General features: G+C 68.2%; 19 protein-coding genes. 6 read left to right on the forward strand and 13 right to left on the reverse strand.

Annotation, left to right across the window (positions count from 1 at the left end; genetic code table 11):
- Positions 1-33: 33 nt before the first annotated feature.
- Entirely contained in the window at positions 34-765 is a 732-nt protein-coding gene (locus VFR90_RS16355) for a GntR family transcriptional regulator (protein WP_326407226.1), read from the forward strand.
- A 9-nt stretch (positions 766-774) separates the two neighbouring features.
- Here the strand turns inward: VFR90_RS16355 and VFR90_RS16360 are convergent, their stop codons facing one another.
- The 6 genes from VFR90_RS16360 to VFR90_RS16385 form a co-directional block, all read right to left on the reverse strand.
- Positions 775-1,518: a lysophospholipid acyltransferase family protein gene (locus VFR90_RS16360; RefSeq protein ID WP_326407227.1), complete on the reverse strand. Its 744-nt coding sequence runs from the start codon at positions 1,516-1,518 to the stop codon at positions 775-777.
- Positions 1,519-1,572: 54 nt separating this feature from the next.
- Positions 1,573-2,916 (reverse strand): dihydroorotase, encoded by a 1,344-nt coding sequence (locus VFR90_RS16365; RefSeq protein WP_326407228.1) that lies wholly within the window; start codon positions 2,914-2,916, stop codon positions 1,573-1,575.
- 67 nt (positions 2,917-2,983) lie between these two features.
- Positions 2,984-3,949: an aspartate carbamoyltransferase catalytic subunit gene (locus VFR90_RS16370; protein ID WP_326407229.1), complete on the reverse strand. Its 966-nt coding sequence runs from the start codon at positions 3,947-3,949 to the stop codon at positions 2,984-2,986.
- Complete coding sequence (gene pyrR / locus VFR90_RS16375) at positions 3,949-4,461, reverse strand: bifunctional pyr operon transcriptional regulator/uracil phosphoribosyltransferase PyrR (RefSeq protein WP_326407230.1); 513 nt, start codon at positions 4,459-4,461, stop codon at positions 3,949-3,951. Before pyrR ends, VFR90_RS16370 begins: the two co-directional genes overlap by 1 nt.
- A gap of 94 nt (positions 4,462-4,555) precedes the next feature.
- On the reverse strand, positions 4,556-4,966 hold the full coding sequence (gene ruvX, locus VFR90_RS16380; protein ID WP_326407231.1) for a Holliday junction resolvase RuvX: 411 nt from the start codon (positions 4,964-4,966) through the stop codon (positions 4,556-4,558).
- Positions 4,966-5,568, reverse strand: a complete 603-nt coding sequence (locus tag VFR90_RS16385) for a YqgE/AlgH family protein (RefSeq protein ID WP_326407232.1) — start codon at positions 5,566-5,568, stop codon at positions 4,966-4,968. Before VFR90_RS16385 ends, ruvX begins: the two co-directional genes overlap by 1 nt.
- A gap of 70 nt (positions 5,569-5,638) precedes the next feature.
- On the opposite strand from VFR90_RS16385, the gene VFR90_RS16390 reads away from it, so the two are divergent.
- A complete protein-coding gene (locus VFR90_RS16390; protein WP_326407233.1) occupies positions 5,639-7,141 on the forward strand; it encodes a cryptochrome/photolyase family protein in 1,503 nt (500 codons plus the stop codon).
- Between the two features lie 75 nt (positions 7,142-7,216).
- On the opposite strand, the gene VFR90_RS16395 is transcribed toward VFR90_RS16390, so the two are convergent.
- The 7 genes from VFR90_RS16395 to VFR90_RS16425 form a co-directional block, all read right to left on the reverse strand.
- The gene (locus tag VFR90_RS16395; RefSeq protein ID WP_326407234.1) at positions 7,217-8,203 is read right to left on the reverse strand and encodes a GGDEF domain-containing protein; all 987 of its coding nucleotides are present in this window, start codon (positions 8,201-8,203) and stop codon (positions 7,217-7,219) included.
- 170 nt (positions 8,204-8,373) lie between these two features.
- Positions 8,374-9,090: an urea ABC transporter ATP-binding subunit UrtE gene (gene urtE, locus VFR90_RS16400; protein WP_326407235.1), complete on the reverse strand. Its 717-nt coding sequence runs from the start codon at positions 9,088-9,090 to the stop codon at positions 8,374-8,376.
- A gap of 75 nt (positions 9,091-9,165) precedes the next feature.
- Positions 9,166-10,050: an urea ABC transporter ATP-binding protein UrtD gene (gene urtD, locus VFR90_RS16405; protein ID WP_326407236.1), complete on the reverse strand. Its 885-nt coding sequence runs from the start codon at positions 10,048-10,050 to the stop codon at positions 9,166-9,168.
- On the reverse strand, positions 10,047-11,186 hold the full coding sequence (gene urtC, locus VFR90_RS16410; RefSeq protein WP_326407237.1) for an urea ABC transporter permease subunit UrtC: 1,140 nt from the start codon (positions 11,184-11,186) through the stop codon (positions 10,047-10,049). The genes urtD and urtC overlap by 4 nt, the downstream gene beginning before the upstream one ends.
- The gene (gene urtB / locus VFR90_RS16415) at positions 11,183-12,766 is read right to left on the reverse strand and encodes an urea ABC transporter permease subunit UrtB (protein WP_326407238.1); all 1,584 of its coding nucleotides are present in this window, start codon (positions 12,764-12,766) and stop codon (positions 11,183-11,185) included. The genes urtC and urtB overlap by 4 nt, the downstream gene beginning before the upstream one ends.
- 93 nt (positions 12,767-12,859) lie before the next feature.
- Positions 12,860-14,155 carry an urea ABC transporter substrate-binding protein gene (urtA, locus tag VFR90_RS16420; RefSeq protein ID WP_326407239.1) on the reverse strand — a complete coding sequence of 432 codons (1,296 nt, stop codon included), beginning with the start codon at positions 14,153-14,155 and terminating at the stop codon, positions 12,860-12,862.
- A gap of 152 nt (positions 14,156-14,307) precedes the next feature.
- Positions 14,308-15,321, reverse strand: coding sequence for an integron integrase (locus VFR90_RS16425; RefSeq protein WP_326407240.1), 1,014 nt, complete (start codon positions 15,319-15,321; stop codon positions 14,308-14,310).
- Positions 15,322-16,237: 916 nt separating this feature from the next.
- Between VFR90_RS16425 and VFR90_RS17690 the strand changes: the two genes are divergently transcribed.
- From VFR90_RS17690 to VFR90_RS16440, 4 genes are all read left to right on the forward strand, one after another.
- Complete coding sequence (locus tag VFR90_RS17690; RefSeq protein WP_414676550.1) at positions 16,238-16,537, forward strand: immunity 53 family protein; 300 nt, start codon at positions 16,238-16,240, stop codon at positions 16,535-16,537.
- 63 nt (positions 16,538-16,600) lie between these two features.
- On the forward strand, positions 16,601-17,056 hold the full coding sequence (locus tag VFR90_RS16430) for a hypothetical protein (RefSeq protein ID WP_326407241.1): 456 nt from the start codon (positions 16,601-16,603) through the stop codon (positions 17,054-17,056).
- Between the two features lie 52 nt (positions 17,057-17,108).
- Entirely contained in the window at positions 17,109-17,672 is a 564-nt protein-coding gene (locus tag VFR90_RS16435; RefSeq protein ID WP_326407242.1) for an SEL1-like repeat protein, read from the forward strand.
- A gap of 54 nt (positions 17,673-17,726) precedes the next feature.
- Positions 17,727-18,077: a hypothetical protein gene (locus VFR90_RS16440; RefSeq protein ID WP_326407243.1), complete on the forward strand. Its 351-nt coding sequence runs from the start codon at positions 17,727-17,729 to the stop codon at positions 18,075-18,077.
- Positions 18,078-18,143 lie beyond the last annotated feature (66 nt).

Genomic DNA, 18,143 nt, shown 5'->3' on the forward strand with positions numbered 1-18,143 from the left:
AATTTTGGCTTTGCATCGGCAAGAATGCAAACGATGAGTACTTCAATGGATCCCGTTCTCGCTGCGACAGCGCCGGCGGCGACTGTCGTCGCGACGCTGCGCCAATGGATCATCGACGGGCGGCTGCCGGCCGGCGAGCGGGTGGCGGAGCTGCCGATCGCCGAGTCGCTGGGCGTCTCGCGCACCCCGGTGCGGCTGGCGTTCCGCTCGCTGGCGCAAGAAGGCCTGTTGACGCCGGCCGGCAAGCGCGGCTACCTGGTGCGGCGCTTCTCGGAAACCGACGTGCGCGCCGCGATCGAAGTGCGCGGCGCGCTCGAGGGCCTGGCCGCGCGCGATCTCGCGCAGCGCGGCCTGGGCGCGGGCGAGCGCGCCGCGCTGCTCGAATGCCTGGCCGACGGGGCGGCGCTGCTCGCGAAGCGGCATCTCGTCGAAGACGACGTGGACCGCTGGGCGCGCCTGAACGAGCGCTTCCACGACACGATCGTCGCCTCGGCCGCGAGCCGCGTGATCGGCGACGCGATCGCGCGCAACGACCACCTGCCCTTCGCGTCGGCGAGCTCGATCACGCTCGATCCGCGCGCGCTGCATGCCGAATACGAAAAGCTGCGCATCGCGCAGCTGCAGCACCAGCTGGTGTTCGACGCGCTCGACCGCCGCGAGGCCGCGCGCGTCGAGATGCTGATGCGCGAGCACGCCTGGGTCGGGTTCCGCTACGGGCGGTTTCTCGGCCTGGAACCCGGCCCGCTCGCCGGCGCGCGCGGCTGAAGGCGCGGTTCAGCGCCGCGCGTCGAGCGCCTGCCCGATCGACTGCCGCAAGCGCTCGCCCAGCGCGCGGCGATCCTCGCCCGCGGACGCCTGCGGCTCCAGGAAACGCAGGCTGACCCGCAGGCCGTCGGCGCAGGCCACGAGCCAGAGGCTTTCGAGCAGGCTCGTGTCGCCGACGTACACGACCGCGTCGCTGATCGCGGCCTGCGCGTCGCCGTAGCGCAGCGCGAGCGGCTGCACCGGCGCCGCGGTGGCGATCGCGGCCTGCAGCAGGTTCGCATGGAAGGGCAGCAGTTCTCGGCCGGTGCCGGTCGTGCCTTCGGGGAACACGGCGACCAGGTCGCCGGCCTGCAGCGCTTCGCCGATGTGGTGGACCACGCGCATCGCATCGCGGCGTTTCTCGCGCTCGAGGTAGACCGTGCCGGCCGCGTCGACCAGGCGATTCAGCACCGGCCACCGCTTCACGTCCGCCTTCGACACGAACCGCGCCTGCGGACAGACGGCATGCACCGCGACGATGTCGAGCCAGGAGACGTGGTTCGCGATCAGCAGGCAGCCGCCTCGCGCCGGCTCGCCGTGCCGCTCGAAAGCCACGCCCGAAACGCGCAGCATCTTGCCGGCCCACCAGCGCACCTTCGCCTGCCGCTGCGCGCGGTCCATGCCGCGAAAGCTCCACAGCGTGATCGCCACCCCGTGCAGCACATGCACGACGATGCGGGCGAGGCGCCACGCGGCGCGTATGCGCCGCTTCATGAGGCCCGGGCGCTCAGGCGCCGCTTCACGAAGCCCGGGCGCGCAAGCGCCGCCTCATGCTTCGTGCGCGACGTGTCCCGCGACCACCGTCAGGCGCACGCGCCCCGGCAGTTCGCAGCCGCTGGTGGCGAACGCGAACGGCGTGTGCTTGCCCTGGCTCTTCAAGGCCAGCGGCGTGCAGGACCAGCGCGCCGCCGGGTCGAACACGCAGACGTCGGCGACGCCGCCTTCGATCAGACGGCCGGCACTCGACGACAACGAGCCGAGCGCATCGCCGAGCACCCGCACCGGCTCGCTCGTCACCACCGCCAGCGCGCGCAGCAGGCCGCTTTCGCCGCCCAGCGCCGGTTGCGTCGCCACCGACTCGTCGCCCCACTTCAAGGCCAGGCTCAGCAGCAGCTCGAGGCCGGTCGCGCCCGGCTCGGCCTCGGCGAAGGGCAAGGTCTTCGCGTCCGCGTCGACCGGCGTGTGGTCGGACACCAGCGCGTCGATCGTGCCGTCGGCCAGCGCGGCGCGCAGCGCGTCGCGGTCGCGCGCCTGGCGCAGCGGCGGCACGAGGCGCATCGCCGGGTCGAAGTAGCCGATGTCCACATCGGTCAGGTGCAGCGAGTTGATGCTGACGTCGGCGGTGACCGGAAGGCCCTCGGCCTTCGCGGCGCGCAGCAGCTCGACGCCGGCGGCGCTGCTCAGGCGGCACAGGTGGACGCGCGCGGCATCCTTGCCGCCGCCGGCGCGCATCAACTCGAAGAGGGTGTGCAGCGCGATCGTCTCGGCGCTCGCCGGCACGCCCGCGAGGCCGAGCCGCGTCGCGACCGCGCCGCTGGCGGCCACGCCGCCGCCGAGCCAGGGATCGTTCGGCCGCAGCCAGACGGTGTAGTTGAAGGTGGCCGCGTACTGCAGGGCACGGGCGAGCACCTGCGTGTCGCGCACCGGCGCGTCGGCCTGCGTGAAGCCGACGCAGCCGGCGCGCGTGAGCTGCGCCATCTCGGTCAGCACCTCGCCGCCGAGCCCGCGCGTCAGCGCGCCGAGCGGGAACAGCCGGCAACGGCTGAGCTTGCGCGCGCGGAACTTGAGCATCTCGACGAGGCCGGGCTCGTCGAGCGGCGGATCGGTGTCGGGCAGGCACACGAGGCTGGTGACGCCGCCCGCGGCCGCGGCGGCCAGTTCGCTTTCGAGCATGCCCTCGTGCTCGTGGCCCGGCTCGCGCAGGCGCGCGGCGAGGTCGACCAGCCCCGGCGCGACCACCAGCCCGCTCGCGTCAAAGCCGCGATCCGGCGTGAAGTCGCCCGAGACCTTGCCGATCGCGACGATGCGGCCGGCGGCGATCGCGACGTCGCCGATCTCGTCGCGGCCGGTGGCGGGGTCGACGATGCGGCCGTGCCGGATCAGGAGCTTCATGCCGCCCCCCGGGCGCTTCGCGCCGCCCCGGCGAGGGGCGATTCGCACCTGGCGAAGCCTGCGTCGCTCATGCGTCGTTCCCCGCGATGATCGACATCACCGCCATCCGCACCGCGATGCCGAAGGTGACCTGCGGAAGGATCACGCTCTGGCCGCCGTCGGCGACCGAGGAGTCGATCTCGACGCCGCGGTTGATGGGGCCCGGGTGCATCACGATCGCGTCGCTCTTCGCGAGCGCGAGCTTGTCGTCGGTGAGACCGAAGCTCTGGAAGTACTCGCCGGCGCTCGGCAGGAGCGCACCGCTCATCCGTTCGTTCTGCAGCCGCAACATGATGATCACGTCGGCGTCGCGCACGCCCTCGGCCATGTCGTGGCACACGCGCACGCCCATCGCTCGCAGGTCGCCCGGCACCAGCGTGCGCGGGCCGACGGCGCGCACTTCGGCCGCGCCGAGCGTGGTGAGCGCGTGGATGTCGGAGCGCGCGACGCGCGAATGCACGATGTCTCCGACGATCGCCACCACCAGCCCGCTGAAGTCGCGCTTGTAGTGGCGGATCGTGTACATGTCGAGCAGCCCCTGCGTCGGGTGCGCGTGGCGGCCGTCGCCGGCGTTGACCACGCGCACATGCGGCGCGACGTGCTGCGCGATCAGGTAGGGCGCGCCGCTCTCGGCATGCCGCACGACGAACATGTCGGCGTGCATCGCCGAGAGGTTGGCGATGGTGTCGAGCAGCGTCTCGCCCTTCGCGGTGGAGCTGCGCGCGATGTCGAGGTTGATCACGTCGGCGGAGAGGCGCTTCGCGGCAATCTCGAAGGTGGTGCGCGTGCGCGTGCTGTTCTCGAAGAAGAGGTTGAACACGCTCTTGCCGCGCAGCAGCGGCACCTTCTTCACCTCGCGGTCGTTGACCGAAAGAAAGCTGCCGGCGGTGTCGAGGATCTGCGTCAGCACCGCCTTCGGCAGGCCTTCGGTGCTGAGCAGGTGGATCAGCTCGCCGTGGCGGTTGAGCTGCGGGTTGCGGGCGCCGACCTGCATCAGGGGCTTCCCGCGTCGGTGATGTCGAAGCCGAAGCGGCCGGTCGTTTCGTCGCGCGACAGCGTCAGGCGCCGCGTCGCCGGCAGCACGATGCGCGCGGCCGAGACGGCCGGCTCGATCGGCAGCTCGCGCCCGCCGCGATCGACCAGCACCGCGAGCGTCACGCTGGCGGGCCGGCCGAAGTCGAACAGCTCGTTGATCACCGCGCGCGTGGTGCGGCCGGTGTAGAGCACGTCGTCGATCAGCAGGATGTGGCGGCCGTCGATGGCGAACGGCAAGGCGGTCGCGTCCGCGGTGACCGCGAGGCCGCGCGAGTTGAAGTCGTCGCGGTGCATCGCGCTCGAGATCACGCCGGGCTTGCCGGCCAGGCCGAGGTCGCGCTGCAGCCGCTCCGCGAGCCAGGCGCCGCCCGACCAGATGCCGACCAGCGCGCTGCCTTCGTGCAGCAGCGGCCGCATGCGCGCCAGCAGGTCGGCGTAGAGGGCTTCGGCGTCGAGGTGGAGAGGCGTCATGCTGGGATCGGTCGCGCCGCGGCCGGGCCGGCCGCGGCGGTGCCCGATTCTTGCCTCGTTGCGCAGGCCATCGCCACGCCCGCAGCGGCTCGATTCATCGGTGCTCCCTCAAGTGCTGCTCCAGCAGCAGGGCCGCGGCCGCCGCATCGGCGTCTTTCGCGCCCTGGCTCAGCACCTCGGTCGTCGAATAGCGCTCGTCCACCTCGTGCACCGGCAGGCCGAAGCGGCCCTGCAACTGCCGGGCGAAGCGGCGCGCGCGGCGCGTGTTGTCATGCTCGGCGCCGTCGGGGTGGTACGGCACCCCGACGACCAGCGCGGCCGGCTGCCATTCGGCGATCAGCGCGGCGATCTTCGCGAAGCGGGCATCGCCTTCGGCGGCGATCGTGGCGAGCGGCTGCGCACTGCACGTCACGGTGTTGCCGCTGGCGACGCCGGTGCGCTTGAGGCCGTAGTCGAAAGCGAGCAGCGTGGCGGCAGTGCGATCAGCGCGGGCCGCGCCCGCCATCACGCATGCCCGGCCTGGGCCGACAGCATCGCCTGGCTGATGCCGAGCAGCCCGAGCGCGCGCTCGTAGCGCTGCTCGATGGGGGTGTCGAAGATGACCTCCGGCCGCGCATCGACGGTGATCCAGCCGTTGCGTGCGATCTCGTCTTCCAGCTGCCCCGCGCCCCAGCCGGCGTAGCCCAGCGTCACCAGCACGCGCCGCGGGCCGGCGCCGCTGGCCAGCGCTTCGAGCACGTCGCGGCTGGTCGTCATCGCGAGGCCGCCGGGGATGCGCAGGCTGCTGCTGTACTCGGCGCCGTCGGCGTCGGGATCGGCGGCATCGTCGTCGCCGCGCTCGTGCAGCACGAAGCCGCGTTCGGTCTGCACCGGGCCGCCGATGTAGACGGGCTGCTCGGCCAGCTCGTCGCGGTCGAGCGAGAGGTCGACCTTCTCGAACAGCCGCCCCAGCTTGATCTCGCTCGGCTTGTTGATGACCAGCCCGAGCGCGCCGCGTTCGGTGTGTTCGCACAGCAGCACGACGGAGCCCGCGAAGTTGCCATCGGTCATGCCGGGCATGGCGATGAGGAACTGACTCGTCAGGTTGGACGCGCTCTCCGCTGGCATGGCCGCGATTCTATGCAGCGGGGTCGCCGCGCCGCAGAGACCCGGCATCGCGCACGGCACACTGCATGCCGTGAGCCTCGCCCCGTCCCCGCAGTTCGGCGCCGCACTCGTCTGGTGCCGGCGCGACCTGCGCTGCGACGACCACGCGGCGCTCTACCACGCGCTGCGCGCGGCGCGAAAGGTGCACGTCGCGTTCGTGTTCGACACCGAGATCCTCGAGCCGCTGCCGCGCCGAGACCGCCGCGTCGAGTTCATCCGCGAAAGCCTGGTCGACCTGGACCGCCAGCTGCGCGAGCTCGGCGCGCGGCACGGCCAGCCGGGCGCGGGGCTGATCGTGCGGCACGGGCGAGCCCGCGACGAGATCCCCCGCCTGGCCGCCGCGCTGCAGGTGCAGGCGGTCTACGCGAACGCCGACCACGAGCCGGCCGCGATCGAACGCGACGCGCAGGTGCGCGGCGCGCTGGCCGAAGCCGGCATCGCCTTCCACGCCGGCAAGGACCAGACGATCTTCGAGCGCGACGAGCTGCTCACCGGCGCCGGCCGCCCCTACGCCGTCTTCACGCCCTACAAGAACTGCTGGCTGAAGAAGCTCGAGCCCTTCTTCGTGCGTGCCTACCCGATCGAGCGCCACGCGGCGGCGCTCGCGCCGAAGCCTGCGGCCGAGCCGGCCGACGTGCCGACGCTCGCCGAGATCGGCTTCGAGCCGACCAATCTCGCCGAGCTCGCGATCGAGCCGGGCAGCCCCGGCGCGCTCGCCGCGCTCGACGATTTCCTCGACGAGCGCATCGACCGCTACGAGACCGCGCGCAACTTCCCCTCGGTCAAGGGCCCGAGCTACCTCAGCGTGCATCTGCGCTTCGGCACCGTCTCGATCCGCCGGCTCGCCGGCGAAGCCTGGAACCGGATGCAGACCTCCACGACCGGCTCGCGCGGCGCCGAGGTGTGGCTGTCCGAGCTGATCTGGCGCGACTTCTATTTCCAGGTGCTGCACCACCACCCGCGCGTCGTCACCGAAAGCTTCAAGCCGGAATACGACCGCATCAGGTTCGAGAAGGGAAAGGCCGCCGACGCGCTCTTCGCGGCCTGGTGCGAGGGCCGCACCGGCTACCCGCTGATCGACGCGGCGATGGCGCAGATCAACCAGACCGGCTACATGCACAACCGCCTGCGCATGGTGACCGCGAGCTTCCTGTGCAAGGACCTCGGCATCGACTGGCGCCGCGGCGAGGCCTACTTCGCCGAGCGGCTCAACGACTACGACCTCTCGGCGAACAACGGCGGCTGGCAATGGGCCGCATCGTCGGGCTGCGACGCGCAGCCCTACTTCCGCATCTTCAATCCGGTCAGCCAGAGCGAGAAGTTCGACGCCGAGGGCCGCTTCATCCGCCGCTACCTGCCGCAGCTGGCCCGGCTGCCCGACGAGCTGCTGCACGCGCCCTGGACCGCGCGGCCGGTGGACCTGGCCGCGGCCGGCGTCGAGCTCGGGCGCGACTACCCGGCACCGATCGTCGACCACGACGCGGCGCGGCTGAAGACGCTGGAGCGCTACGCGGTGGTGAAGACGGGGCGGTGAGCACGGCGCCCCCTTGGGGCGGCGAAGGGGCCGCTTCGTGGCCCTCGGGGAGCGGCGAAGCCGCAACGGGGTGGGCTAGAACAGCTCGACGTCGCCGACCTTCTCGGCCGCCTCGAAGGCGCCGGATTCGACGAGCGCCTCGTGGCAGTCGATCCGGTTGCGGCCGTGTTCCTTCGCGTGATAGACGGCGCGGTCGGCGCGTTCGAAGGCCGCGCTCGCGGTGTCGAGCGTGCGCAGCTCGGTGAAGCCCAGGCTCGCGGTGACGTGGCCCACCTGCGGGAAATTGAAAGCCTGCATCTGCGCGCGAAAGCGGTCGAAGGCTTCGTGCGCGCCGACGCGCGACGGCGCGCGCAGCAGCACGACGAACTCCTCGCCGCCGAAACGGTAGAGCCGGTCGCCGTGACGGAACGCGGTGCGCAGGATGCGCGCGACCAACAGCAGCACCTCGTCGCCGATCAGGTGGCCGAACTGGTCGTTGACGCGCTTGAAGTGATCGATGTCGATCACGCCGAGCCAGTGGCGCAGCAGGCAGGGCTCGGCGGCGGGCGCGGCGCTGCGGCGCTGCCGGTCGTCGGTCATGCACTTGCCGAACTGCTCGTCGAAGGTGCGGCGGTTCAGCAGGCCGGTCAAGGTGTCGCGCTCGCTGTAGTCGAGCAGCCCGAGCTGGTTGCGGTAGATCAGCAGCAGGCCGTCCACCAGCTTGCGCTGCGGCGCGCTCAGCGGGCCCCGGCTCACCACCTCGAGCACGCCGGTGCGCTGGTTGCCGATCGACAGCGGAAAGACGTTGAGGCACGTCCCCTCGCCGCGGCCGCCGGCCGGCAGGCCGAGCATCGACTCGCCGGTCGTGAGCGCGCGGTCGTGGTGCGGCCGGTCGGCCAGCGAGGGCAGCGCTTCCACGGGCGTCCAGGGCGGGTCGCCGGGCACCACGCCGACATGCTGGCGCGCGCCGGCTTGCAGCAGCAGGCGCGGCGCGGCCGGGTCGCCGACGCAGTGCAGCAGGCTGATGGCCAGGCCCGCCGGCTGCAGCCAGTCGGCGAGCACGGAGACGATCGTCGTGTCCAACAACTCACGATCGCGATAGCCAGTGAGGCTGGCAACGGATCCGATGAAGTCCATGGTGGGCGGGCGCGGTTGAGCCTTGAGGTCGTGCAGCGAGGACTGCTCTGCGCGGCATATCGGCCGCCGGCCGCGGGGCTTGAGCCGGCAAGCTGCGGCGCACACAGCCCGCGTGCTCAGATCGAGATCCGCGCGCGCACCCCGTCACGCGGCATGTCGACGCCGCGGCCGCGCATCACGATCTCGCCGCGCTCCATCACCAGGTACTGGTCGGCGAGCTGCTCGGCGAAGTCGACGTACTGCTCGACCAGCACGATCGCCATCGGCTGGACGCCGGCGCGGCGCGCGTTCGCGTCTTCGGCCAGCGAGCGGATCACGCGCCCGATGTCCTTGATGATGCTCGGCTGGATGCCTTCGGTCGGCTCGTCGAGGATCAGCAGCTTCGGCCCCGCGGCGAGTGCGCGCGCGATCGCGAGCTGCTGCTGCTGGCCGCCGGAGAGATCGCCGCCGCGCCGGCCGAGCATCTGCCTGAGCACCGGGAACAGCTCGAACAGCGCGGGCGGGATCGGCGTCGCGCCGGGCTTGCTCGCCAGGCCCATGCGCAGGTTCTCCTCCACCGTGAGCCGGCCGAAGATCTCGCGGCCCTGCGGCACGAAGCCGATGCCGCAGCGCACGCGCTCGTAGGGCGTGAGCCTGTCGATCGGCTCGCCGCCGAGCTTGATCGAGCCGGTCTTGGTCGGCACCAGCCCCATCAGGCTCTTCAGCAGCGTCGTCTTGCCGACGCCGTTGCGGCCCAGGATCACCGTGACCTCGCCGGCCTTGGCCTCGAACGACACGTTCCGAAGGATGTGCGAGCCGCCGTAGTACTGATTCACACCGTCGACACTGAGCATCGTTGTCCTCGAGCTGCAACCCCCGCTCGGCAGGGGCAAGGGGGTGCGGAACGTGCGACCGCAGGGGTCCGCGGGCTACCGCCCGAGGTACACCTCGACGACCTTGTCGTTGGCTTGCACGTCGGCGAGGCTGCCCTCGGCCAGCACGCTGCCCTCGTGCAGCACGGTGACCTTCTTCTTCGGGTCGTCGGCCGTCAGCGCGCCGATGAACTTCATGTCGTGCTCGACGACCACCAGCGAATGCGCGCCCTGCAGCGTCAGGAACAGCTCGGCGGTGCGCTCGGTTTCCTCGTCGGTCATGCCGGCCACCGGCTCGTCGAGCAGCAGCAGCAAAGGGTCCTGCATCAGCAGCATGCCGATCTCGAGCCACTGCTTCTGGCCGTGGCTCAAGGCTCCCGCGGTGCGCCCGGCCTCGGCCTTCAGGTGGATCTGCTGCAGCACCGCGCCGATGCGGTCGAGCTGCTCGCCCGCCAGCTTGTGCGTCACGGCCGCACGCGCACGGCGGTCCGCCTTCAACGCAAGTTCGAGGTTCTCGAACACGGTGAGCTGCTCGAACACACTGGGCTTCTGGAACTTGCGGCCGATGCCGATGCCGGCGACCTGGCTTTCGCGCAGGCGCAGCAGGTCGATCGTGCTGCCGAAGAAGGCGCTGCCCGCATCGGGCCGCGTCTTGCCGGTGATGACGTCCATCATCGTCGTCTTCCCCGCGCCGTTCGGGCCGATGATGCAGCGCAGCTCGCCGGCGCTGATCGACAGGTCCAGCCCGTTCAGCGCCTTGAAGCCGTCGAAGCTGACCGTGATGTCTTCGAGGTACAGGATCGCCCCGTGCGAGACGTCGACGACGCCTTCGTGCACCACGCGGCCGTAGCTCGCGGCGCGGCCGCCGGAGCGCGCCGGCACCGGCAGGCGGTCGAGCCGCTCGCGCGCGAGGCGGCCGGCCTCCATCAGTTGCGGCGTCATGCCTTTCGCTTCCCGCGGACGAGACCGGCGATGCCCCCCGGCCTGCGCAGCAGGCCGACCAGGCCGTTCGGCAGGAACAGGGTGACGGCGACGAACAGCGCCCCCAGCACGTACAGCCAGTACTCGGGAAAGAACTGCGTGAACGCGCTCTTCGCGCCGTTGACGAAGAAGGCGCCGACGATCGGCCCGATCAGCGTGCCGCGCCCGCCCACCGCGGCCCAGATCGCGATCTCGATGCTCGCGGCCGGGCTCATCTCGCCGGGATTGATGATGCCGACCTGCGGCACGTACAAGGCGCCCGCGATGCCGCACATCACGGCCGAGAGCGTCCAGATCGCGAGCTTGTAGTGCAGCGGCTCGTAGCCGCAGAACATCACGCGGCTTTCGGCGTCGCGCACCGCCTGCAGCACGCGGCCGAACTTGGTGTGGACGAGCCAGCGCGCGAACACGAAGAAGCCGATGAGCACCAGCCCGGTCAGCACGAAGAGCGTGACGCGCATCGACGGCGTGTTCAGCGGCATGCCGAGGATGCGCTTGAAGTCGGTGAAGCCGTTGTTGCCGCCGAAGCCCGTCTCGTTGCGGAAGAACAGCAGCATCGCGGCGAAGGTCATCGCCTGCGTGATGATCGAAAAGTACACACCCTTGATGCGCGAGCGGAACGCGAAGTAGCCGAACACGAAGGCCAGCAGGCCCGGCACCGCGACGACGAGGAACAAGGTCGCGACGAAGGAGTCGCTCAACGCCCAGTGCCAGGGCAGCTCCTTCCAGTCGAGGAAGACCATGAAGTCGGGCAGCTCCGACTGGTAGTTGCCGTCGCGGCCGATCTGGCGCATCAGGTACATGCCCATCGCGTAGCCGCCGAGCGCGAAGAACACGCCGTGGCCCAGCGAGAGGATGCCGGTGTAGCCCCAGATCAGGTCCATCGCGAGCGCGGCGATCGCGTAGCACATGATCTTCGCGACGAGGCCGACCGCGTAGTCGCCGAGGTGGAAGGCGCTGCCCGGCGGCGCGGCCAGGTGCATCAGCGGCACGAGGATCGTCACGGCCACGAGCGCGGCGAAGACGCCGGTCCAGGCCTTCGGGCTCAGCAGTCGCGGGCGTGGCGGCACCAGCGCGATCGGCATCACCGCGGTCATGCCTCGCGGCCCTTGAGTGCGAAGAGTCCCGAAGGCCGCTTCTGGATGAACACCACGATGATCACCAGCACCATGATCTTCGCGAGCACCGCGCCGGCCCAGCCTTCGAGCAGCTTGTTGACGACGCCCAGCCCCAGTGCCGCGTAGACGGTGCCGGCGAGCTGGCCGACGCCGCCGAGCACGACGACCATGAACGAATCGACGATGTAGCCCTGCCCGAGATCGGGCCCGACGTTGCCCACCTGGCTCAGCGCGCAACCGGCTAGGCCGGCCACGCCGGCGCCGAGCGCGAAGGCCAGCGTGTCCACCCGCGCGGTGTTCACCCCCATGCACGAGGCCATCGGCCGGTTCTGCGTGACGCTGCGCACGAACAGGCCGAGCCGCGTGCGTGCGATGAGGTAGGCCATCGCGCCCAGCACCACCGCGGCGAACACGACGATCGCGATGCGGTTCCAGGGCAGCACGAGGTTGCTCATTACCTGCACGCCGCCCGACAGCCACGCCGGGTTCTCGACCGGCACGTTCTGCGCACCGAACAGCGAGCGCACCGCCTGCTGCAGGATCAGGCTGATGCCCCATGTGGCGAGCAGCGTCTCGAGCGGCCGGCCGTACAGGAAGCGGATCACGCCGCGCTCGAGCACCGCGCCGACGGCGGCGGCGGCGAGGAAGCTGATCGGGATCGCCACCAGCACGTAGGCGTCGAACCACTGCGGCAGCCACGCGCGAAAGGCGTTCTGCGTCAGCCAGGTCGCGTAGGCGCCGATCATGATCAGCTCGCCGTGCGCCATGTTGATCACGCCCATCAGGCCGTAGGTGATCGCGAGGCCGAGCGCGGCGAGCAGCAGGATCGAGCCGAGCGAGATGCCGGTGAAGGCGACGCCCGCGCGTTCGCCCCAGGCGAGTCGCGCGTCGATGCCGTCGAGCGCGGCTTGCAGCGCGGCACGGACGCCCGGGTCCGTCTCGCCATCCTTGGCGAGGCGCTCCAGCAGCAGCGCGCGGGTGGCCGGCGTCGCGCTGCCGCCGAGCGCCTTCGCGGCGGCGAGCCGGCGCGCGCTGTCGTCGCTCGCGATCAGCGCCTTCGCGCGCAGCAGTTCGAGCTCCGCCTTCAGGCCGGCGTCGCCTTCCTTCGCGAGCGCCTGCTCGACCAGCGGCAGCTTGGCTTCGTCCATCGATTCGCGCAGCGCGCCGATCGCCGCGCGGCGCTGGGCGAGATCGCCGCTGACGAGTTGCAGCGCGCCGAGCGCGGCCTGCAGCTCGGTGCGCATGCGGTTGTTGACGACCGCGTCCTCGGCGGCTTCCGGCAGCTTGGCGCTCTGGCCGCTGGCGGCTTCGACGGCGCTGCCATCGGCCGCGACGATGTAGGCGCGTCGGTCGTCGACGCGCACTTCGCCGTCGATCAGCGCCTGCACCAGCGCCGGCACGCGCGGGTCGGCGGCGGCGATGGCTTCGGCGAGCGCGGCGATGCGGTCGTCGGTGTCGCCGGTGCTGATCGCGAAGGCCTGTTCGGGCGTCAGCGCACGCACGGGCGCCGCCGCGAAGCAGGCCACGGCGGCGATCAGCAAGACGAGAAGTGAGCGCATGGCGAAGGCGAAGTCGAGCGGCTCATGCCATGCCGGGCCATGCGCCCGGCCGGCAACGCGGCGACGCCCGGTGCGGGCGCCGCCGTGCGGTCGTCACATCTTCTTTTCGGGCGCGTTCTTCTTGCCCTTGTTCTCGGTGATGTAGTCGCTCCAGGGGTCGGCGACGACCGGGCCTTTGGTCTTCCACACCACGTTGAACTGGCCGTCGGCCTTCACTTCGCCGATGAACACCGGCTTGTGCAGGTGGTGGTTCTCCTTGTCCATCGTCGAGATGAAGCCGCCCGGCGCCGGGAAGGTCTGGCCGGCCATCGCGGCGATGACCTTGTCGGTGTCGGTCGACTTCGCCTTCTCGACCGCCTGCTTCCACATGTGGATGCCGATGTAGGTGGCCTCCATCGGATCGTTCGTCAGCGGCTTGTCCTTGTGGCCGGGGATGCCCTTGGCCTTGGCGTAGTCGCTCCAGAGCTTGATGAACGCGGTGTTCGTCGGGTTCTTGATCGACATGAAGTAGTTCCATGCCGCGAGGTGGCCGACGAGCGGCTTGGTGTCCACGCCGCGCAGCTCCTCTTCGCCGACCGAGAACGCGACCACCGGCACGTCGGTCGCCTTCAGGCCCTGGTTGCCGAGCTCCTTGTAGAAGGGCACGTTCGAGTCGCCGTTGATGGTCGAGACGACCGCCGTCTTCTTGCCTTCGGCGGCGAACTTCTTGATCTTGGCGATGATGGTCTGGTAGTCGCTGTGGCCGAAGGGGGTGTACTCCTCCATGATGTCGGCCTCGGCGACGCCCTTGCTCTTGAGGAAGGCGCGCAGGATCTTGTTGGTGGTGCGCGGGTAGACGTAGTCGGTACCCAGCAGCACGAAGCGCTTGGCGCTGCCGCCGTCCTTGCTCATCAGGTACTCCACCGCGGGAATCGCCTGCTGGTTCGGCGCGGCACCCGTGTAGAACACGTTCTTGCTGAGCTCTTCGCCTTCGTACTGCACCGGGTAGAAGAGCAGCGAGTTGGCCTGCTCGAACACCGGCAACACCGACTTGCGCGACACGCTGGTCCAGCAGCCGAACACCACCGCGACCTTGTCCTGGCTGATGAGCTGCTTGGCCTTTTCGGCGAACAGCGGCCAGTTTGAGGCCGGGTCGACCACCACCGGCTCGAGCTTCTTGCCCATCACGCCGCCCTTGGCGTTGATCTCGTCGATGGTCATCAGCACGGTGTCCTTCAACACCGTCTCCGAGATGGCCATCGTGCCGGACAGCGAGTGCAGCACGCCGACCTTGATGGTGTCGGCGGCAAAGGCCGAAGGCCCGAAGGCGCCGGCCGCGGCGAGCGCCACGGCCGAGAGCGAAGCCGCGAAGCCGCGACGGGTGGTGGTGGTGTTCTGCTGACGGGACATGGGCTCTCCTCCTGAGAAAGCGGTGGGCGGATGCGTCGAACGACGTATGGACGCGAGGTCCGGGAACGCCCGCAGCTTAGGAACGGGGAGGAGGCGGAGGAATACGCAAGGTGGCGTACGGCACGCGCACCCGGCGGCAAACGCCTTAGCGATCAGATCGCGTCGAGCGGACTCACGATGCCGCGGCCACCCTTCATCAGCACGTGCGTGTAGATCATGGTGGTCTTCACGTCGGCGTGGCCGAGCAGTTCCTGCACGGTGCGGATGTCGTAGCCGGCCTGCAGCAGATGCGTGGCGAAGGAGTGGCGCAGCACGTGCGGAGAGCAGGGTTTGGCGATGCCGGCGCGCCCGGCCGCGAGGGAGACGAGCTTCTGCACCGAGGCTTCGTTCATGTGATGGCGACGCTCGACCCCGCTGCGCGGGTCGACCGACAGCACCGGCGACGGAAACGCCCACTGCCAGCCCCAGGCGCGCGCGGCGCCGGGCTTTTTGACGTCGAGCGCGTCGGGCAGCACCACCTCGCCACGGCCGGCTTCGAGATCCGACTGATGCAAGGCACGCGCACGGGCGAGCTGCGCCTGGAGCGGCGCGATCAGGTTGTCGGGCAGCACGGTGACGCGGTCCTTGTTGCCCTTGCCCTCGCGCACGACGATCTCGCGGCGCGAGAACTCGATGTCCTTCACGCGCAGGCGCAGGCCTTCGAGCAGGCGCATGCCGGTGCCGTAGAGCAGCGAGGCGACAAGCGTCAGCGGCCCGGACGGCATCGCGTTCAGCAACGCCGCGACCTCTCGCTGCGTCAGCACCACCGGCAAGCGGCGCGAAACGCGAGCCGACACGACTTCGTCGAGCCACGGCAGTTCGACGCGCAGCACCTCCTTGTAGAGAAACAGCAGCGCGGCCTTGGCCTGCTGCTGCGTCGAAGCGGATACACGACGCTCGGCCGCCAAATACGACAGGAATGCCTCGACTTCCCGTACGCCCATCTCGGCCGGATGCCGCTTGCCGTGGAAAAGAATGAAGCGCCTGGCCCAATCGACGTAGGACTGCTCCGTCCGCAGCGCGTAATGGCGCACACGGATCGCGACGCGGAGCTGATCAAGCAGCTTGGGCGGTTTGGGGGCGGAGTGCTGCGAAGCAGCATCGCCCCCCACCGACGAAGAGTCCATCCGCAGAAATTTAGGCGGGCTAACGCCCGCGGAGAATCACGAGAAGTAGGGGTTGGCGCAAGGAGCCGGCCGAGTCATCCTCGCGGAGCCTTGGCGGCTTAGGCCGCCGTTGCTCTGGTGGGCCGGTTGGCCCAATTAACGTTAGGCCTTGTATGCGTCGCTATGTAGCTCTTCCGTTGCTTCTGTTCACTGCGTGTGCGGCACCTGATCCTCGGTTCCTACGCACCAAGCTGGAGGCTGCTGTTGGCCAGCCGCTTTCCGCGACCGACTTTGGTAAACCCACCCATGCTATGCGCACTGAACTTCACGGTAGCAGCGACGCGCGTCATATCCAATTCACGCGGTCTAACGGATGCTCCTATGTTCTTGTGGTCAGCAAGGAGTCTGGTGTTGTGGAGAGCTGGTTCTTCGCATCGCCGGAAACTCTATGCGAACAACTGGCCAAGCGCCCGATTGGCACATGACGTTCGTTGCTCATAGGCCGGCAATTGGCCTAACCCGGCTTTCCAGCGGACGGCCTACGGCCGCCGCTGAAATTCAACGTTAGCCATAAGAGATGATTTCTTCGCGCTTCTACGGCTTGCCAAAGCGGCAACTCAATCACAAGCCATGGCGGCTACGGCATATCCCGCAGGAAAGTGTGCGTGGCGCAATCAGAGGCGCCACTCACCGTGAACGGCTTCTACATCCGTCTCCTAGCAAGTCCGGTCAGCGGCGTATCCGGTTGCGGCTGGTGGCGGCCTATATCCGTCGCTTTGGGAAGGACGAGTTCGCAATTAAGTTTTCGGTTCCAAAAGCTCCTCCCAGTGTTAGGAGCAACTGGCTTTCTGGCGGGTACGCTTGGTGGCGGGAACGGCTAACTCGTCGCTCAAGCGGACTGCCTACGGCAGCCGCTTACCTTCAACGTTAAACCTCAATGGATGAATTAACACGTCTTCAAGTTTGGTACACCGCCCAGTGCAACGGTGATTGGGAACACAGCTATGGCGTCCGTATTGATACATTGGACAACCCTGGCTGGAGCGTTGAAGTGGACCTAAAGGACACCCACCTCGCTCGACGAGCATTTCCAGTTGGGGTCAAAGGCTCGTCGGAGGTGGCTACCAGCTGGGTTCACTGCAAGGTTGAAGCGGCCAAGTTTCATGGGTTTGGCGGCGCCGGAGATCTCACCGAGATCCTGAGCACATTTCTTACGTGGGCGGAAAGCGATGTCTAACCCGTCGCTCAAGCGGACGCCTTACGGCGCCGCTTATCTTCAACGTTAGGCGTCATCATTTCTATGAGCTTCTTCAAACGCCTCTTTGCAAGCAACGCCCCAAAGCGCTTGGATCATCCGGTCTTTGGTGAGGCAGTCTTTATCGAGGCAAAGCTTGGCTCGTACCGGGAAGCAGAAGTTGACATTGGCGAAGACTGCTTGTTCGTAGCTATCGACGCTCCTGACCAGCAGGAACCTACGCAGTCTCAGGTCGAGTTCTACGAGCGAATTATGGCAATGCCAGATCAAACCTTTTCCCTCGTCCAGTCTGTGCTGGTCCCGGCGTTCGAGAACTGGTCAAAGACGCACTTTCCAAAAGACTGGCGAGAAGTGCTCAAGCTTTCCGGCTTGTCGGTGCCAGTGGATGGAAACAACAATCTGCTATGGGAGCTGTCGTTTGAGGCCAAAGTCCTGAACAAGCAGTTGTTTACATGCAGGTTCGAGTCCGGCAAGCCAGTTCAGGTCGAAATCAGTGGGTAGGCCGCATGACGCCTAACCCTTCCATCGAGAGGACGTCACAAGAGCTGCGCCCTTGCGCCGCCTCTCATGTCAAACGTTAGCCGTCATCAGCACCAAAGGTAGTTCACCCTCCTTCGGCGGATTTATGCCAGAAGAAGGGCGTCGCCTCTTCAAGGCTGGGGATAACGAACAAGCCCTCCGGTACATCGGCGGGTTTGTCCAGGAAGGCAACACACGCGCAATGCTCGCCATGGCCGACCACGAGTATGACCAAGGCCACATGGAAAGGAGCCTGTCGTGGGTTACAAAGGTCGAGCAAGCAGCAGCAGCCGGCGACTTCGAAGCTTGTATTTATCTCTCCTCTGCGTACCAACGCGGGCTTGGAGCAGGTTCGCCGCAAGAACGTCAAGTGAAGTCCCTTCTTATGCTCGAGCGCGCTGCGGAGGAGCGTTATGTGTCATGCGCCCATGCGCTCATGTCGAACTACCTTTATGGCTTAAACGGTGCCCCGGTTTCCAAAGAACGCTTCGCGTACTGGGCTCGCAAAGCTGCTAGCTATGGGTCTCCTGCGGCTCAAGCAGCTTTGGGAAAGCTCGATGCATGGCCCAACGTCGGACCAGCGCCGAATGACGGCTAACCCGTCGCTCAAGCGGACGCCTAACGGCGCCGCTTACCTTCAACGTTAGGCGCCATGAAGTCGTTGCCGAAGTCATCCAAGGAGCTGAACGACGCGCTGGTAGGCATCTTCCCGGCGTTCTCGGGTGGTTTTGAAGAACTCGCTTCCTCAGTCACGTACGAGAAGGAAGAAATCAGCTTTCACGCACTCATGCGCGAGTTCACGTACTTCTTCGGAAAAGGCATAGATTCCTTCTCCGAGAAGCAACTGGAGGAACTTGGAGATCTGCTTGTACGTGCGACCAGATCCAAAGGCCCTCTGGAGAACGCAATCGACACATGCTTTCTTGAGCACGCAAAGAAGATCAAAGTCAATCGGAAGCTGGCGCGTTGGCTGTCAAAGGCTCGTGCGAAGCATGGCGCCTAACCCTTCCATCGAGAGGACGTCACAAGGGCTACGCCCTTGCGCCGCCTCTCATGTCAAACGTTAGGC

The organism is Methylibium sp., assembly GCF_035762065.1.
GTDB lineage: Bacteria > Pseudomonadota > Gammaproteobacteria > Burkholderiales > Burkholderiaceae_C > Methylibium.

What these genes read in the sequence shown, in the direction of transcription:
- VFR90_RS16355 (WP_326407226.1), top strand. Translation starts at nt 34, where the DNA reads ATGAGTACTTCAATGGATCCCGTTCTCGCTGCGACAGCGCCGGCGGCG.
- VFR90_RS16360 (WP_326407227.1), bottom strand. Translation starts at nt 1,518, where the DNA reads ATGAAGCGGCGCATACGCGCCGCGTGGCGCCTCGCCCGCATCGTCGTG.
- VFR90_RS16365 (WP_326407228.1), bottom strand. Translation starts at nt 2,916, where the DNA reads ATGAAGCTCCTGATCCGGCACGGCCGCATCGTCGACCCCGCCACCGGC.
- VFR90_RS16370 (WP_326407229.1), bottom strand. Translation starts at nt 3,949, where the DNA reads ATGCAGGTCGGCGCCCGCAACCCGCAGCTCAACCGCCACGGCGAGCTG.
- pyrR (WP_326407230.1), bottom strand. Translation starts at nt 4,461, where the DNA reads ATGACGCCTCTCCACCTCGACGCCGAAGCCCTCTACGCCGACCTGCTG.
- ruvX (WP_326407231.1), bottom strand. Translation starts at nt 4,966, where the DNA reads ATGGCGGGCGCGGCCCGCGCTGATCGCACTGCCGCCACGCTGCTCGCT.
- VFR90_RS16385 (WP_326407232.1), bottom strand. Translation starts at nt 5,568, where the DNA reads ATGCCAGCGGAGAGCGCGTCCAACCTGACGAGTCAGTTCCTCATCGCC.
- urtE (WP_326407235.1), bottom strand. Translation starts at nt 9,090, where the DNA reads ATGCTCAGTGTCGACGGTGTGAATCAGTACTACGGCGGCTCGCACATC.
- urtD (WP_326407236.1), bottom strand. Translation starts at nt 10,050, where the DNA reads ATGACGCCGCAACTGATGGAGGCCGGCCGCCTCGCGCGCGAGCGGCTC.
- urtC (WP_326407237.1), bottom strand. Translation starts at nt 11,186, where the DNA reads ATGACCGCGGTGATGCCGATCGCGCTGGTGCCGCCACGCCCGCGACTG.
- urtB (WP_326407238.1), bottom strand. Translation starts at nt 12,766, where the DNA reads ATGCGCTCACTTCTCGTCTTGCTGATCGCCGCCGTGGCCTGCTTCGCG.
- urtA (WP_326407239.1), bottom strand. Translation starts at nt 14,155, where the DNA reads ATGTCCCGTCAGCAGAACACCACCACCACCCGTCGCGGCTTCGCGGCT.
- VFR90_RS16425 (WP_326407240.1), bottom strand. Translation starts at nt 15,321, where the DNA reads ATGGACTCTTCGTCGGTGGGGGGCGATGCTGCTTCGCAGCACTCCGCC.
- VFR90_RS17690 (WP_414676550.1), top strand. Translation starts at nt 16,238, where the DNA reads ATGGATGAATTAACACGTCTTCAAGTTTGGTACACCGCCCAGTGCAAC.
- VFR90_RS16430 (WP_326407241.1), top strand. Translation starts at nt 16,601, where the DNA reads ATGAGCTTCTTCAAACGCCTCTTTGCAAGCAACGCCCCAAAGCGCTTG.
- VFR90_RS16440 (WP_326407243.1), top strand. Translation starts at nt 17,727, where the DNA reads ATGAAGTCGTTGCCGAAGTCATCCAAGGAGCTGAACGACGCGCTGGTA.